The 16,186-nt window shown below is 41.4% G+C and carries 14 protein-coding genes and 1 pseudogene; 7 read left to right on the top strand and 8 right to left on the bottom strand.

From position 1 onward, the window contains the following. Positions 1-422, top strand: a pseudogene (locus tag NWP17_RS07365) (ATP-binding protein); the annotation flags it as partial. 126 nt (positions 423-548) lie between these two features. Here NWP17_RS07365 and guaA read toward each other — a convergent pair. From guaA to NWP17_RS07390, 5 genes are all read right to left on the bottom strand, one after another. Beyond that, positions 549-2,168, bottom strand: coding sequence for a glutamine-hydrolyzing GMP synthase (gene guaA, locus NWP17_RS07370; RefSeq protein WP_280654265.1), 1,620 nt, complete (start codon positions 2,166-2,168; stop codon positions 549-551). A gap of 151 nt (positions 2,169-2,319) precedes the next feature. Beyond that, positions 2,320-3,435 carry a cobalt-precorrin-5B (C(1))-methyltransferase CbiD gene (gene cbiD, locus NWP17_RS07375; RefSeq protein WP_280654266.1) on the bottom strand — a complete coding sequence of 372 codons (1,116 nt, stop codon included), beginning with the start codon at positions 3,433-3,435 and terminating at the stop codon, positions 2,320-2,322. A 33-nt stretch (positions 3,436-3,468) separates the two neighbouring features. Continuing rightward, on the bottom strand, positions 3,469-3,768 hold the full coding sequence (locus NWP17_RS07380; RefSeq protein ID WP_280654267.1) for a DUF7734 family protein: 300 nt from the start codon (positions 3,766-3,768) through the stop codon (positions 3,469-3,471). Positions 3,769-3,773: 5 nt separating this feature from the next. Further along, the gene (locus tag NWP17_RS07385; protein ID WP_280654296.1) at positions 3,774-4,370 is read right to left on the bottom strand and encodes a DUF3177 family protein; all 597 of its coding nucleotides are present in this window, start codon (positions 4,368-4,370) and stop codon (positions 3,774-3,776) included. A gap of 303 nt (positions 4,371-4,673) precedes the next feature. Further along, a complete protein-coding gene (locus tag NWP17_RS07390; RefSeq protein WP_280654268.1) occupies positions 4,674-4,895 on the bottom strand; it encodes a Calvin cycle protein CP12 in 222 nt (73 codons plus the stop codon). Between the two features lie 520 nt (positions 4,896-5,415). Between NWP17_RS07390 and hpsJ-A the strand changes: the two genes are divergently transcribed. Both hpsJ-A and NWP17_RS07400 read left to right on the top strand, forming a co-directional pair. Further along, positions 5,416-6,159: an HpsJ-like protein, cyanoexosortase A-associated gene (gene hpsJ-A, locus NWP17_RS07395; protein ID WP_280654269.1), complete on the top strand. Its 744-nt coding sequence runs from the start codon at positions 5,416-5,418 to the stop codon at positions 6,157-6,159. 95 nt (positions 6,160-6,254) lie between these two features. Beyond that, positions 6,255-7,490, top strand: coding sequence for an FIST signal transduction protein (locus NWP17_RS07400; protein WP_280654270.1), 1,236 nt, complete (start codon positions 6,255-6,257; stop codon positions 7,488-7,490). A 1-nt stretch (position 7,491) separates the two neighbouring features. On the opposite strand, the gene NWP17_RS07405 is transcribed toward NWP17_RS07400, so the two are convergent. After that, a complete protein-coding gene (locus tag NWP17_RS07405) occupies positions 7,492-8,601 on the bottom strand; it encodes a metallophosphoesterase family protein (protein WP_280654271.1) in 1,110 nt (369 codons plus the stop codon). A 157-nt stretch (positions 8,602-8,758) separates the two neighbouring features. Here NWP17_RS07405 and trmB point away from each other — a divergent pair, with 157 nt between their 5' ends. Beyond that, a complete protein-coding gene (gene trmB, locus NWP17_RS07410; RefSeq protein WP_280654272.1) occupies positions 8,759-9,406 on the top strand; it encodes a tRNA (guanosine(46)-N7)-methyltransferase TrmB in 648 nt (215 codons plus the stop codon). A gap of 88 nt (positions 9,407-9,494) precedes the next feature. Here trmB and NWP17_RS07415 read toward each other — a convergent pair whose 3' ends face one another. Next, positions 9,495-10,544, bottom strand: a complete 1,050-nt coding sequence (locus NWP17_RS07415; RefSeq protein ID WP_280654273.1) for a methyltransferase — start codon at positions 10,542-10,544, stop codon at positions 9,495-9,497. 139 nt (positions 10,545-10,683) lie between these two features. Between NWP17_RS07415 and ygfZ the strand changes: the two genes are divergently transcribed. Both ygfZ and NWP17_RS07425 read left to right on the top strand, forming a co-directional pair. Beyond that, complete coding sequence (gene ygfZ / locus NWP17_RS07420; RefSeq protein WP_280654274.1) at positions 10,684-11,667, top strand: CAF17-like 4Fe-4S cluster assembly/insertion protein YgfZ; 984 nt, start codon at positions 10,684-10,686, stop codon at positions 11,665-11,667. A gap of 35 nt (positions 11,668-11,702) precedes the next feature. Then, complete coding sequence (locus NWP17_RS07425; RefSeq protein WP_280654275.1) at positions 11,703-14,912, top strand: glycoside hydrolase family 15 protein; 3,210 nt, start codon at positions 11,703-11,705, stop codon at positions 14,910-14,912. Here NWP17_RS07425 and NWP17_RS07430 read toward each other — a convergent pair. Continuing rightward, entirely contained in the window at positions 14,909-15,190 is a 282-nt protein-coding gene (locus NWP17_RS07430; RefSeq protein WP_280654276.1) for a YkvA family protein, read from the bottom strand. The genes NWP17_RS07425 and NWP17_RS07430 overlap by 4 nt on opposite strands. Positions 15,191-15,421: 231 nt before the next feature. On the opposite strand from NWP17_RS07430, the gene NWP17_RS07435 reads away from it, so the two are divergent. Next, positions 15,422-16,180, top strand: coding sequence for a MotA/TolQ/ExbB proton channel family protein (locus NWP17_RS07435; RefSeq protein WP_280654277.1), 759 nt, complete (start codon positions 15,422-15,424; stop codon positions 16,178-16,180). Positions 16,181-16,186: the final 6 nt, after the last annotated feature.

Here is a 16,186-nt window from a genome sequence, read left to right on the forward strand (position 1 = left end):
CAGAACAATTATTAGACGCGTTTCTAGATTTTTGGCGACAACATGGAGAACCGTTATTAAAAAGTACACCATACCCAGAAATAGCACCCCATTTAGTGTTAATGGCATTTTTACACCGGGTAGTCAATGGTGGTGGGACTCTAGACCGGGAATATGCGATCGGTTCGGGGAGAATGGATATATGTTTACGTTATGGTCAAGTAGTATTAGGAATGGAATTAAAGGTATGGAAGCAGGGGAAACCAGATCCTTTAAATGTGGGATTAAAACAATTAGATAAATATTTATCTGGTTTAAATTTAAATACAGGTTGGCTAGTGGTTTTTGACCGTCGTGCTGATATACCCCCCATGAGTGAGAGAACTACTACAGAAATTGCTGTTAGTCCGATGGGGAGAAATATTACTGTGATTCGGGGTTAGATTATTCATCAAGAGTAGCAACCAGGACATGATATCAATCCCTCTTACGACCATGACAGAAAAAACAGACACAGATAAAAACCTTCATCCGTGTCTATACATACCTAAAATTAGCAAAGTTAGACATCACTCCCATTCTATCGTTCCAGGGGGCTTAGAAGTAATATCGTAAACCACACGATTCACACCCTTTACTTCATTAACAATGCGGTTAGAAATTTCCTCTAGAACATTGTAAGGTATCCGCGCCCAATCAGCAGTCATGCCATCTTCACTAGTAACAATTCGTAGTACAATCGGGTAAGCATAGGTACGTTTATCACCCATTACCCCCACACTCCGAATTGGAAGCAACACGGCGAAGGCTTGCCAAACCTCGTGGTACAAACCATTTTTATTAATTTCTTGACGGACAATTAAATCAGCATCACGCAGAATATTTAACCGTTCAGGTGTTACTTCGCCTAAAATGCGAATTGCTAAACCAGGTCCGGGGAAGGGTTGGCGTTGGACAATTTCTTCTGGTAAACCAATGGAACGCCCTACTTTACGTACTTCATCTTTAAATAATTTCCGCAGGGGTTCTACTAATTTAAAGCGCAGGTCTTTCGGTAAACCACCAACATTGTGATGACTCTTAATTTTTACCGCTACCCGTTCCCCTGTTTGCGGGTCAACATTGGTATCAGCAGACTCGATTACATCCGGGTATAAAGTTCCTTGGGCTAAATAATCAAAATGTCCCAGGCGTTTAGATGTTTCCTCAAATACGCGGATAAATTCATGTCCAATGCGACGGCGCTTTTCTTCAGGATCTGTGACTCCGGCAATTGTACTTAAAAAGCGATCGCGGGCGTTAACGTATTCAACCGGAATGTGAAACTGTTCTTTAAATAGTTTGAGTAACCGTTCTGGTTCTAACTTCCGCATAAAGCCTTGATCAATAAACACACAGGTTAACTGTTCGCCAATAGCTTTATACAGCAAAAAAGCCAGAGTAGAAGAGTCTACGCCGCCAGATAAGGCCAGCAGTACCCGTTTTTCACCAACTTTGGCGCGAATTTCCCGAATTGCTTCTTCTACAAAAGCTTCTGTGGTCCAGGTGGGTTCGCAATGGCAGATATGATAAACAAAATTACGGATTAATGCTAAACCACCTAGAGAATGTACAACTTCTGGATGGAACTGTACACCATAAAGTTTTCTGCCGTGATGAGCAATGGCAGCACAGGGTGTATTATTGGTATGGGCTAATACTTCAAACCCCGATGGCATTTTAATTACTGAGTCACCGTGACTCATCCACATAGTGGTACCATCTTCCACATTGGTTAATAAGTCTGTTGGATCATCTATATATAATGATGCCTTGCCATACTCACCACGATCAGCCTGGGCTACTTCCCCATCCAGTTGATTAACCATCAACTGCATACCATAGCAAACACCCAAGATGGGAATGCCTAAATTCCAGATTTCCGGATCACAGTGGGGAGCATGATCAGCATAAACTGAATTTGGACCACCAGAAAGAATAATGCCCTTGGGATTTAGTTTTCGTAACCGTTCAGATGTGGTACGATGTGATAGGACTTCCGAGTATACTTGAGTTTCCCGGATACGACGGGCAATTAGTTCCGAATATTGGGAACCGAAGTCCAAAATTATGATGATTTGACGGTTGAGTTTTCCCAAATTTTCCATTTGAGAGACCTGTTCGGTTGGTAGAGTCACCACTGTATTCATGATGGGGGTGGGAGTTGTGAATGTAAGGTAGATCAAGAAAAGCCGTCGTAGAACGACGGGGTTTTCAACCCATGTTTAGACAAGCATTATAAGGGAAAGTGGGTGCTAGAAAAAATAGTTATCTGGGTTATTTATGATTATTCATCATAAATTAACATAATTTTTGCTTGAAGACACAACCAATTTTACTCTTGACAATAATTTGTCGATCGCGGTCAAAGAGAATAGAACCGCAAACCGTAGTGTTTGTCCCCCGCGCAGTATGGCTGTGAATATATTGTTGTGAACGGCTATCAATGGCTGCGGCGATCGCACTGTAAACCTGATTAACCCAATCTGTACCGGTGGTGGAGTCTAAAAACTTTAAGTGTTTTAACGCTGCTTCAGCTGTGGGACTATGAAACACAATCTCTATATCTTCTGATTTTAAACCAGCTAAGGCACAATGAGCGGCTAAAATCTCCCGGCGACCATCAGCCAAGTGATGATGGGTGTGAAAAATTCCCCCGGCTAACTTGATCAATTTACCATGATAGCCAAACAATAAAATTTCCTTAACTCCCAACACATCAGCTTCTACTAATAACGGACCTAGCCAATTAGCGGTTTTTACCAGTTGTTCAGGATTAATACCCATTTGACGCGCCAAATCAAGACCATTTTCGCCAATACAAAATACTAAACTTTCAAACCGACCGGCTTTATCTTGTAATTCTCTGCGAAAAGAAGCTAATTGATCCGGTGTACTTAAAGGTTGAGAAATACCGCTAGTCCCCAACAGCGACAGACCCTCCACCACGCCAAAAGCGGAATTAGAGGTGCGAACAGCAAGCGATCGCCCTTCTGGTAATATAATCTTTACTGTAATTTTCTCGTCATCTGCCAACATTTCCTTGAGATTCTGTTGTAGCAGCTGGTGAGCATAAGCATAAATCGCCGGCTGATTACCAGCATTCACTTGTTTACCAACACCTTCCCCTCCTTGAATAACTACACTTTCCCCATCTCCCCTCCTCCATTCCACCACTACCCAAATGGGGGTATTTCTGGTTAAATCCAGATTATCACCTGGTTCGCTGCGGGTAATTGCCAAAGCCATCCCCTCCGATAGTCCCCCCACCTGTTCAATAGGTATTTCTGCTATTTGCGCCGGTGAAATCAAATTCACTGACACTGACTTGATGGGTTGACTATGGCGTAACCAGTGTAAAGCTGCTATAGCAGCAGCACAAGCAAAAACCGGTAGAGTATATCCAGAACGAGACATAATTACGAAAGTATAACCAATGACCAATAACCACTAAACACCAACTTCCGCCAGTAGGTCTTCCAAAGCTTCTCCTGAAATTTCTGGTTCGATATATTGGGGGTTTTCAGGATTATAAGGACTTTTAATGCGATCAACACTCAAAATCCTTGCCCCATTTGGAATAACTTCCACATCCGGGTCAAAAGCCGTGGGGCGCATCAAAGAACTAGAAAAACCCTTAAAAATTGCCACCTTATCTTGCTGATCGCCCAGTTCCACCGTCACCAGCAATACCTCTTGGGGACGTTTGCTGGTGTATTGTTCCAACCGCTTACCAATAGAATTATTCATCTTAACTACTGTTGTGTGGCTGAACGTCCCTGTTTGCCCAATCTAACCAGGACGAATTGAGTCAAATAAATTACATAAACCACTAAACCAACAATACCCAGAAAGCCCAGAAAAGCTGGCTTACTGTTATAGTGGAAATACTGTTTAAACAGTAACGGTGCTTCAAACCAAACCTGACAATAGGGAGTTTTAATCGCTGTTTCCGACACAGCACACCCCACAAAAGGAACAAGAGCAATTGCACCCACAACAGAATAAACAGTCACAGCCCAGCGCCAAGAGATAAAAACAAACTTTAAAGGACTACTAGGCTGATACTCAATTTCATCATTGAGATCCACCCAAAACCACAAAGAAATGGGAATCAAAATTCTGGCTATTAACCCGGAAATAAAGCTAACTGGGTACTGAGCAATCATCAAATAAACGGTGATAGCTAGAAGACTAGAAACTCGCCAATAAATAGTTAACAAGCGTTGCATCCCTTCAGCCTTTTGCACAAATGCCCAAATTAGCAGAACTAAAGGAATAAACACTAAAAATAATGTAGCCAGTCGATAGTCAATCCAGACAAACTGGCGAAACCAAACCTCATTCATAATTTTTACTTAGAGTTATCATAAGTTTAATCATAATAATCATAATTAAAATTATTCATTGTGCCTCAATATCTTGCCCTAGCCGATAGCACCACGGGGAATACCCAAAAAATCCTATTTTTGTAGTTTTTCAAGAGTATCATAGACCCTCAACCACAACCCCCTAGACCGAACCTGATTATTTATACGATGATTAAAAGGGGAATATTTGGATTAGATATGGAGTTAACGACTGGGTGCAAGATATCACTAAGTGAGTTTTTAGTTGCTTGCTTTTGGGGCAGAACAAATTTACCAACTCACTTTTCAGTCGTCGTAAAGCCTACACTCATCGGCTTCTGGGTTATCGTCGCAGTACTGTTCTAGGGAATTTTTGGGCTTTTTGTTACGTTGGTGGGAAGCTTCAGCCTGTAATTCTTCCACTGCATCCCAAGCAGCGGCACACTCAGCAGAGTTGCTACCTGATATATCACAGACAGCACGCGCTTGTTCTATTTCGGTTTCGATTGTTTGTTGGATGTCGCTCATAATTTAGTCTCTTTGTATGGTTGTAGTACCAGTATATAAAAACTTTGAGAATGGTATGTCTTTATTCTATAGTTTACCATTCTAACAACTTACCTGTTACTTTAGGTATTTTAGCTTAATGCTCCATCTTGAATAAAATACTTAGGAATATATTAATAATTATTGGTATTAACCGTATTTTATTAAGATTTATTATACATTTATTTAAATAAATTACATATTGACAAAAAATACAAGTTCTGTAATTGAACATTTGAGCGGATTATTTCTTAGTAGTAATACGCAAAATGTAAACAAAATGTAAATAATCAGGAAAAAATCTGGATTTTTTGATGTTTGCTGTGTATGATACAGTTTATGTTTTAATATTGTTTAAGTTCCTATATATACAGTTTAATTTCCAGTACCAGGTAAATACAGAAATCAAAGTCACATAAGCATCGACTAACTAACCAAAGGCGAAAGATATAGAAATTGAACGCCACAATCACCCAATCAAACCAGACTTATAGCATAGCCAATGAAAACAAACAAAAGACCAAAAGTCTCCTATGAACCGATCACAATCACAGAAATCCAGGAAAAGCGATCATTCGGCTTATTAAGATTTGTCGGTTATGCGCTGCTGGCATTTTCCGTGATTAACTACTTAGCAATTCTTATACCGCCCCAATTAACAAATCCTAGCTGGGAATTTCAAACCATTGGTACAATGGTGGATAATGTCTGGAGCATCTTGCTTGGTTTTACATTTATCTTCTTATTCAACCATAACAGCATTGTTGAAGGCAAAGAAATAGTTACACTAAAATTCTTCTCTTGGTTAGCCTTAACCATTGGGATAATTTTTCTGTTAATGTTACCGTTGGGTATCAACAACACTCTTACACTCTATAGAAACATAAACAACCAATTTACTAATCAACAAGCACAACAGCAAGAGCAGATCGAACAAATCACAGAACGATTGCAACAGGTGACATCTTCTCAACAACTATTGAGGATAGCTGCAAATTTAAATATTGCTATAGAACCAAACTCTAACCAAGCTCCCGATGAGTTGAAAAAACAAATGTCTGAGGCAATTGCAACTGCTGGTCAAAATGTTCTCAATAATGCTGATAGAGCTAAGGAACAACAGACTGCCAACTTAATTAAAACATCTGTCAGATTCAATTTAGGGGCACTGATATCAGGAGTCTGCTTCATTGTCATCTGGAGGTTAACCCTGTGGACACGCAACGCTAAAAAAAATGTTTCATGAGGTTGGAGACTAAAAAAACATCCCTGTTTGTAGTATATGTAGGAGGAGTAAAAATAAAATATAAGTAGAGTAACCAAAAAAATAGCCTAAAATTCATGGCAGACCAAATGCAGTGGGCAAATGCCCTGTCAACCCGTCCCTCTTTAGAAGCAGCGGTTACAGATGTAGTAGAACAAGCTGTATCCTCGTTAACAGCGTCTGCGGATCTAGGGCTGGTATTTATTTCTTCTGCTTTTGCGAGTGAGTATTCCCGACTTTTACCGCTGTTATCTGAAAAACTTTCAGTCCCAGTAATTATTGGCTGCAGTGGTGTGGGAGTAGTTGGTACCAAAGCAACAGGAGAACCTGAAGAATTAGAAGCAGAAGCTGCTATTAGCCTGACTTTAGCTCACCTACCAGGTGTGAATGTACAAGCCTTTCATTTGTTGGGAGACGAATTACCAGACTTGGATAGTTCACCAAACGCCTGGATAAATTTAATTGGTGTGCAGCCCTTTCCATCGCCCCAATTTATATTACTCCCTAGTGCCTTTTCTGGAAAAATTAATGATTTATTACAGGGGCTGGATTTTGCCTACCCTGGTTCTGTGATCGTCGGGGGACAGGCTAGCTCTGGGAGTTCAAATCGTCAGACATCCCTGTTTTGTCATGATCCCGCTAACGGACTTTATCAACAGATGTATCGTCAGGGAACGGTGGGGTTGGCATTGAGTGGCAACATTCTTTTAGACACAATTGTAGCTCAAGGATGCCGCCCCATCGGTCAGCCTATGCAGGTCACAAAAGCTGAGGGTAATATCATTGTGGAAATCAATGAAACAGCGCCCTTGGAGGTGTTACAAAATTTAATTTCTAGCCTGAATGAACAAGACCGAATGCTAGCACAGCACTCTTTGTTTGTAGGCGTAGTCATGGATCAATTTAAACTGACTGTACAACAGGGAGATTTTTTAATTCGCAGTATCTTGGGGGTAGATCCCTTGGGGGGAGCCATCGCCATTGGAGATACTGTCCGCCCTGGTCAACGCCTACAATTTCAATTGCGTGATGCACAAGCCTCTGCTGAAGACCTGGAATTACTGCTGCAACAATATCAAAAACAACAAAATTCCCCAGCCCCCTCTGGGGCTTTGATGTTTTCTTGTTTGGGTCGTGGTCAAGGTCTTTACGGTCGGTCTAACTTTGATTCAGAGTTGTTCCGGCGTTACATTCAGGATATACCCATAGGTGGCTTTTTCTGTAATGGAGAAATAGGTCCGGTGAGTGGTAACACCTTTGTACACGGCTACACCTCTGTTTTTGGGATTTGTCGCCCCCTGACTGTTGAATAATTTAATTCCAATCTCCTAACAGCAAACTACTGTGATTATCAATGAAGGTGGGAACACCATCGGCCATGACACCATAGGTCTGAATATGGCGACGGAGGGAAGGAGGAAATTGGGGATAGTCTAATAAAGCGTCCCCGTCGGCAATATTTGCCCAAAAGTCCCGCAAACCAGGAGCTAATTTTTCTGCCAGTGCTAATGGTAAATTTAACGGGTGCTGAGTCAACAGTTTAACTATAAATGGGAAGGAGCGATCGCCCATCCACTGACGTGATAAATGTTGCAAATTGGGAAAATCAGGCACTGTTTCTATACGATGGGATATAATTTCTAACCACTGTCTACCGTAATTGTCTTGTTTAAATTCAAGCACACGATAAGGGTGAGGATAACTCACTAACGAACCTGTGGTAATGTCATAAACCCCTTGTGAGTAAGCCACGTCCTGAATGTGCAAATGTCCTGTAAATACTAGCTTAACGCCATAACGCCGTAAAACTGCTAATAACTGGGGTGAATTTTCCAAGATATAGCGTTTGCCTATGGGATGGCGCAATTGATCGGGCAGATGTTCAATAACATTGTGATGTATCATCACCATGATCAATTCATCATCTGCTGCTGCTAGTACCTCTTCTAACCATGTAAATTGTTGCTCATCCAAACGCCCGATTTGCTCACCTTCCTCATTAAAAAAGTTAGAATTAAGACCAATCAGCCGCACTCCTGGCAGTAATTCATGTGTATAATAAAGTTGGTGGGGGTTGTCGTAGCCAAACTTACGGTAATATTGGGGAAAGTCGGCAAAACCAATGGATTGTTCATTGGACATCAGCACAGGAACATCATGATTACCAGGAACAACATAAGTAGGAAAAGGTAATTCAGCTAATCGTGCTTGCAACCAAAGATGATTTGCTGGTTCACTATGCTGAGTTAAGTCTCCAGGAAGTAAGAGGAAATCTAAGTTAAGTTGTGTTAAGTGTTCTATGACTATTTCAAAAGCCGGGATACTTACCTCCACTAGATGAAATCGGCTAGGATGATCCCAAATAGTATGGGGAAGGGCTATATGTAGGTCACTAGCTATAGCAAAGCGAAAATTGCAAACCATTGGTTTTGAGGATAATGTTAACAAGAAGTAAGTAAAATTGTTATTTGTTATTGGTCAGGATTTGCGGTTACTTAAGTTCCCTCTGACGGGTTGGAAAAACCTTTCTTTTAGATTTTAAATTCTAGCGGGTTTTTTTACAAAAGGAGAAGTATTAATTTTGGCAGTAGTCCGAGTGCGTCAACACGTAAACCCACTGGCACGAAAGTATCAAACGCCGGCGGATGCCCTAGTATGGGACAAAGTTTATACACAGCCCAACCAACCATTACATCTAGATATTGGCTGCGCTAGGGGTAGGTTTTTATTAAAAATGGCGCAGATAGAAGCCAACTGGAACTTTCTGGGTTTAGAAATTCGCGAACCCCTGGTAGTGGAGGCTAATCAATTAAGCTCTAAATTGGGTTTAACAAATCTTCATTATTTATTTGGCAATGTGAATAATTCCCTGCAATCTCTGTTATCATCTTTGCTTCCAGGAACTTTACAGCGTGTCACTATTCAATTTCCCGACCCTTGGTTTAAAGCCCGTCATGCTAAACGCCGCATAGTACAACCGCAATTAGTCACAGAATTAGCTGATTATCTAGCCCCTGGGGGAATTGTGTTTTTACAATCAGATATTGAGTTTGTGGCTACCGAAATGCGCGATCGCTTTGCCGAAAATCCCTTATATGAAAGGGTTGGTACACAACTGTGGTTAACACAAAACCCCTTACCAGTACCCACAGAAAGGGAAATAGCCACCCACAACAAAGGTGAACCAGTGTATCGGGCTGTATTTGTGAAAAAAACCACAGCACCCTAATTTAACCGGAAGGAATGCTGTGTACAGCAAAATAATGCACTTTGTTATTACTCTCTGGGGTGTAAATCAAATTAGAGTCAACTTAGAGTCAACCTTTGACACATTCCAGGACACTCAGGTTAGCACCAGTAGGAATAATATTAGTAAGTTGTAACCCAGCAGCAGCAAAAAGTTGTTGAAACTCTGTTGCAGTGCGTTCACGCCCCCCAGAAGTCATGATTAACATTTCCAGGTCAAGGAACTTACCCGGAGAAGGTTCGTTAATATTGCCAATCACATTTTCTACAACTAGAACTTTGCCGTTATCTGGCATAACATTACGGCAGTTTTGGAGAATTTTGATACAGCTTTCATCGTCCCAGTCATGAATGATATGTTTCATGATGTAAGCATCACCACCACTCGGTACGTTGGCAAAGAAGTTACCAGCCATTACTTGCCAATGTCCATCTAATTCCCTTGCTTCTAGATATTTTTTGGCTTCCTCAGCTACTTGCTCTTGTTCGTAAACTACACCTTTAACAGTTGGATATTTTTGGAGAATGGCAGCAATCAGAGTACCATTTCCACCACCAACATCAATTAAGGTGTGGATTGATGAAAAGTCGTAACTAGATATGAGACTATTGATATATGAGCTAGTAAAGCTTGTCATGCAGGCATTAAATATAGCTCCTGCTTCTGGTTGTTGAGCCAAATAGGAAAATATGGGCATTCCAAAAACATGATCAAAAGCCTGTTTGCCAGTTTTGACACTGTAGAGAATGTTTCCCCAGGGTTGCCAATGCCAGCTTTCACAACCGTACATGATGGCCATCGCCCGTAGGGAACCAGGAACATCACTGCGGAGATATTCTGCCATGGGTGTTAGCTGAAAACAACGGTTTTCTATTTCCGTAAAAATATCAATACTACACAAAGCCCGCATGACTCTGTATAGTGAATCGGGATCAGCCTCTGTAGATTGCGCTAATTCTTGACAACTTTTAGCGCCATCTTTGAGTAAATCAGCAATCCCTAGTTTAGCGGCTACGTAGATGATTGATTGGGTTATTAACGAGCCAAAAACCATTTGCTGCATCTTTTCCCCGGCCAGCATTTGATTTTCTGTATCGTAACTGTCATGTTGAGATACCATGATGAGTGAATCATAAACTACACATTAATAATATAGGTTTTTGTATCTTTTTATTCATGTTGGAAACTGAAAAGCTGAATATGCTAAGATTTGCTAGGGAAAAATTTTTGAACATCAAACAGGGCAACTCTTCATCACCATGCCAACATCTGCAACTAACGCCCAGGATACAGCAGCTATCGAAGCCGCAACGGACGGGGTGGCGGTGTGCGATCGCTCTCACTGGGGACGCATCCGTGTTTCTGATCATGACCGTCTCCGGTTTTTACACAATCAAAGCACTAACAACCTGCAAATTCTCCAACCAGGACAGGGCTGTGATACTGTGATGGTGTCATCCACAGCCCGCACTATTGATCTAGTCAGTGCCTATGTTTTAGAAGATGCAGTGTTGTTGCTGACCTCCCCTAGCCGTCGTCAGTTATTGATGGAATGGCTGGATCGCTACATCTTTTTTGCTGATCAAGTGCAATTGAAAGATGTCACAGCAGAAACATCAACCATTAGCCTTATGGGTCCCCAAAGTGAAAATATTATAGAAAACCTGGGCGCTAAAGCAATTATTGGTCAACCCCACAATCATCATCAACTGGTGGAAGGGGTAATGGTAGCTGTGGGTAGTGGTTTAGCAACACCAGGATATACTTTGATTTTCCCAGTCTCAGCCAAAGAGCAATTATGGCAGAAAATTTTAGCCCTAGGGGCAGTGGAAATGAGCGATCGCGCCTGGGAAGTCTTAAGAATACTACAAGGAAGACCAGTACCAGAGGCAGAACTAACAGAAGATTATAACCCCTTAGAAGTGGGTTTATGGCAAACTATTTCCCTTAATAAAGGCTGTTATATCGGTCAAGAAACCATCGCCAGGTTAAATACATATAAAGGGGTCAAGCAGTACCTCTGGGGTATTCGCCTTGATGGGCCGGCACAAGTTGGCACTGCCATTACCCTAGGGGATGAAAAAATTGGTAAACTTACTAGTTATACAGAAACTGCCCATGGTTATTTTGGACTCGGTTACATTCGCAGTAAAGTAGGTGGTGTGGGCTTAAAAGTTAAAATAGGAGACACCCCAGGCGAGGTAGTACCAATACCCTTTGTTTCTCACGAATACCCACAATAACCAGGCTTCATCTTCTCACCTGCCAAAGTAAAATTATGAAAACAGTTACCGAATTGTCAGATCGATTGGAACATTACTACCAGCAAATCAAGAAAATTATCTTAGCCCGTCAAAATCCCATTACTGGTTTACTTCCTGCGAGTACGGCAATAACCGCCCACGGTGACTATACAGATGCTTGGGTACGAGACAATGTTTACAGCATTTTGGCAGTTTGGGGTTTAGCACTAGCATACCGCAAAATTGACGAAGACAAGGGACGCACTTATGAACTAGAGCATAGTGTGATTAAACTAATGCGGGGGCTACTCTTTGCCATGTTGCGTCAATCCCATAAGGTGGAGAAATTTAAACACACCCAGTCACTCTTAGATGGGCTACACGCTAAATACAACACTACTACTGCTGACATTGTAGTGGGAGATGACGAGTGGGGACATTTACAAATTGATGCCACATCTATATTTTTACTGATGCTGGCAGAAATGACTGCTTCAGGGTTGCAAATTATTTACACCATTGATGAAGTAAATTTTATCCAAAACTTAGTTTATTACATTGGACGCGCCTACCGCACTGCTGATTACGGCATTTGGGAACGAGGTAATAAAATTAATCATGGTAATGCTGAATTAAATGCTAGTTCTATAGGTATGGCTAAAGCCGCTTTAGAAGCTATTAATGGACTAGATTTATTTGGTGTGCGTGGTAGTCAAGGATCAGTAATTCACGTTCTACCGGATGAAATCGCCCGGTCCCGCATTACCTTAGAATCTCTGTTACCCAGAGAATCAGCGTCTAAAGAAATTGATGCTGCATTGTTAAGTATAATTAGTTATCCCGCCTTTGGGATTGAAGATGAACAGTTACGCGATCGCACGTTTAATCATATTATTGATAAGCTCCAAGGCAAATACGGCTGCAAACGCTTTTTACGGGATGGACATCAAACTGTTTTAGAAGATAGCCAACGGCTCCACTACGAACCTTGGGAACTAAAGCAATTTGAGTATATTGAATGTGAGTGGCCTTTATTCTTTACTTATTTATTTCTAGATGGGTTGTTTCGTGGTGATAGCCAACAAGTTGAAAATTACCAAGAACGTTTGCAGTCATTATTGATTGAAGGTGACGGGGTAGGTTTATTACCAGAACTTTATTATGTCCCGGCGGAAAAAGTAGAAGCGGAAAAACTAACCCCCCAAAGCCAAGCCCGACTACCCAATGAAAATATACCCCTAGTTTGGGCGCAAAGTTTATATTTGCTTGGACAGCTATTACATGAAGGCTTAATAGCCCTGGGGGACATTGACCCCTTGGGTAGACACTTATGTATAGGTAAAAAGCGGGAGGCTTTAGTACAAATTGCCTTATTAGCCGAGGATGAGGACCTGCAGGCCAAACTGGAAGTTTACGGAATTGAAAGTCAAACACCCAAGCAAGTGCAACCAATTCAAGTTAGAAAAGCTGAGGAACTTTCGGCTATTTATACTCAAATTGGACGTAATGACAAACTCGGTTTAACTGGTCGTCCCGTGCGGCGCTTACGCAGTTTGACTACATCTAGATTTTTTCGCATTCACAATCAGACCATTGTATTTTTGCCTTCGTTTTTAGATTCACAACAGTTTTATTTAACCCTTGATTACCATTTTCTGGTAGATCAAATTAGAAGTGAACTGGCTTACATTCGGGATTACTGGATTGATTTAGGTCGTCCTACCCTGACGTTAATGTTGACCCACACCATGTTAGAAATTGGTTCTCAGGCTTTATTAGAACTAATGCAGGAACTAAAAAATGGTGTGTGTAATGGTGTCCAGGTGAAATTAGGCAGACTCAACCAGGTTATGCTGACAGGGAGGATGCAAAGAATTGATTTTCTACCAGAGGAAAATTTTTCCCATTTACCAATCAACAATGCCAAATCTCTTGGCTATTACTTGGCTTATAATCCTCAAGGAAACTGGCGTTTAGGACATACGCAAGAATTCCAGATGGAATGCGAAACTAACTTGGGACTGCTGCTTTCTTCTTTGCGTTCTTCAGATAATCTATATGCACAAATAGAACTGTTACAAACTTTAATTCGCTTGCAAGGACTAGATTTTGATACGGGTTTTGGTAGACCGACCCACCCAGTAACAGTAGCTGATTTAGTGGATGAAGTCTACACCAAAGCAGGAGATTTAGGTATTTGGGCGGTGGTGCGTCGGGCTGCGGGATTAAGACAAATGGTTGATATTGGTTTATCAGATGCGGTAACAAGTATTTTGGTAAGAGGTAAGCAAATTGCTGTGGGTAGAGCTTATAGTCAATCATCCCTGATTTCTGTGCCTATGCCCCACAGTGAAATTATTGAGAGAATTAATAACTTTTGTCGTGAAGATATCCGCGATCGCGTCCTCACCCAAGAAATTATCATCTATCTTGGTGTATTAATGAGGTCGGAACCAGAATTGTTTCAAGGTCTACTCACCCTGAGAGTTGGCTATCTGATCTTGTTAATTACCAGTGAATTAGCACAAGGGTTAGGCGTGACTCAAGATGAAGCCTATGAGCATTTAATGGAACTATCACCCTTTGAGGTGAAAATGCGTCTGCATCAAGTACTAACAAGTTATACGGGTATCAGTAAATTGTTACGCCAACAAGAATTACTGCACGTCAAGCAAAAAGAAACTGATATTGCTTGGGTAGTGCTACCCACCAACGAAAAAGAAGAAAGTACAGTCCCCCCCGGTGGTTGGCGGAGATTTCGCCAAGGAGAAGGAGCGCTCAACCGAGTACCAAAAGATTTCTTTCAACAAGTTTGGCTATTAATGAAGCATTGTAAAGGAATTGTGATTGGCGATAAACTAGAGCGGCGCAATCGTTTAGATAGTGAATTAATTTTGTCGGAAATGACACCAGGGGAAAAGAACTTTGCCCTAATAATTGAGCATTTACTCAATAAAATTGAAGCGCCGGAATACCGCAAAGTGAATATTGAAGCTTTGATGGAGTTAGCGACAATTGTCGCTAACAATCCCAGCTTACAAATAGAAGAGTATATAGTTTTAGATGTACTCATTGGCCATGCTGTGCGGTTGGCTTGGTTGGAACAACACCCGGAAAGAGGCGATCGCTATGATGAGGATAAAGCCTCGGCTTGGGCATCATTCTATAACACATCTCCTCAAGATTGTGTAAATTATATCTTGAAAGCTTTTAGATTCTTGACAGAATTTGCCGAAGATATTTAGTCAATGGAAACAGCATCAACATCTACAGTTTCATTGCTAGGTTGGTCAGAACCCTGACGAGCTTTCCAACCGGCCATGACTAAGCCAGATACCTCAGAGAATACAATCGACAATAGTAAAACATCATCAATTTGTCCGAGAATGGGTAAAAAATCAGGAGCAATATCTATGGGGCTGAGAATATATACGAGTGTTCCTAAAATCACCCACCAACGCCACATAGGATTACGAAGCAAATTACGATACCAGGTATATAGGAATTGAACTGGAAATTTCATATCTTGACCCTCCTGTTATGATTAATTTTGACAAATTACGCGCCCAATGTCCGGTAGGAATAACCGCCCCAGATTTGTCTAGATCAGAGACCCAGCACAGTAGAAGATGTTGTTTAATGTGCTTTTAGTCTAAAGTCCAGTTATGTAGGAATATGGTGGTTAGGCATTAATCTTTAGAATTAAAATGCTGTGGGATGATTGCTGTAACAGTGGAGAAAGGAAACCTAGCCAGTGGATATTTTAGATTTGTTTAAGAAGGGTGGCCCAGCCATGTGGCCCTTGCTTGTTTTGTCAGTGCTGTCTATCAGCGTGATTTTTGAGCGTTTGTGGTTCTGGTTGCGAATCATTACCCAGGAAAAGGAAATAGTGAATCGTGTTTTGAATGCTGCTCAAGACAGTTGGGAAATAGCGGCGAGTATTGCTAAAAATGCCCGCCATCAGCCTATTGGGAGGTTTCTTTATGCCCCGTTAAGTTTCCAGAAAAGTGATCCGGAAACTTTTCGACTAGCATTGGAATCCACCGCAGAGGATGAAATAGCTGGAATGCGTCGGGGTGAAAAACTTTTAGAAGCTATCATCGCCCTGTCGCCTCTGTTGGGATTACTGGGTACAGTTTTGGGGTTGATTCAATCTTTACGCTCCATTCGCATTGGCGATTTAGGAACCGAATCTACGGCTGGTGTGACTACTGGTATTGGCGAATCTTTAATCAGTACCGCCGCGGGGTTGATTGTTGCCATTGTCAGTTTGGTATTTTATCGCTTATTTCAAAGTTTTGTGGTTGATCAAATTAAGATTTTTCGCAAGGCGGGAAATGAGATGGAATTGTTATATCGTCAATCTCCACCTGACTATAACAAAATTACCTCAGTCATCCTGGAGGAATCAGCAGCAGAAGATCCTAATCCTGATCGGAAGAGAGAGAGAAGGCCTTTTCCTAAGCCTCCTGAATCTTTGAATACACCTGAGTCATTAGATCCTGAGAATTAGCTGAGA

The organism is Chrysosporum bergii ANA360D (assembly GCF_029891735.1).
Lineage (GTDB): Bacteria > Cyanobacteriota > Cyanobacteriia > Cyanobacteriales > Nostocaceae > Umezakia > Umezakia bergii.

What these genes read in the sequence shown, in the direction of transcription:
- guaA (WP_280654265.1), bottom strand. Translation starts at nt 2,168, where the DNA reads ATGAATACAGTGGTGACTCTACCAACCGAACAGGTCTCTCAAATGGAA.
- cbiD (WP_280654266.1), bottom strand. Translation starts at nt 3,435, where the DNA reads ATGTCTCGTTCTGGATATACTCTACCGGTTTTTGCTTGTGCTGCTGCT.
- NWP17_RS07380 (WP_280654267.1), bottom strand. Translation starts at nt 3,768, where the DNA reads ATGAATAATTCTATTGGTAAGCGGTTGGAACAATACACCAGCAAACGT.
- NWP17_RS07390 (WP_280654268.1), bottom strand. Translation starts at nt 4,895, where the DNA reads ATGAGCGACATCCAACAAACAATCGAAACCGAAATAGAACAAGCGCGT.
- hpsJ-A (WP_280654269.1), top strand. Translation starts at nt 5,416, where the DNA reads ATGAAAACAAACAAAAGACCAAAAGTCTCCTATGAACCGATCACAATC.
- NWP17_RS07400 (WP_280654270.1), top strand. Translation starts at nt 6,255, where the DNA reads ATGGCAGACCAAATGCAGTGGGCAAATGCCCTGTCAACCCGTCCCTCT.
- NWP17_RS07405 (WP_280654271.1), bottom strand. Translation starts at nt 8,601, where the DNA reads ATGGTTTGCAATTTTCGCTTTGCTATAGCTAGTGACCTACATATAGCC.
- NWP17_RS07415 (WP_280654273.1), bottom strand. Translation starts at nt 10,544, where the DNA reads ATGGTATCTCAACATGACAGTTACGATACAGAAAATCAAATGCTGGCC.
- ygfZ (WP_280654274.1), top strand. Translation starts at nt 10,684, where the DNA reads ATGCCAACATCTGCAACTAACGCCCAGGATACAGCAGCTATCGAAGCC.
- NWP17_RS07425 (WP_280654275.1), top strand. Translation starts at nt 11,703, where the DNA reads ATGAAAACAGTTACCGAATTGTCAGATCGATTGGAACATTACTACCAG.
- NWP17_RS07430 (WP_280654276.1), bottom strand. Translation starts at nt 15,190, where the DNA reads ATGAAATTTCCAGTTCAATTCCTATATACCTGGTATCGTAATTTGCTT.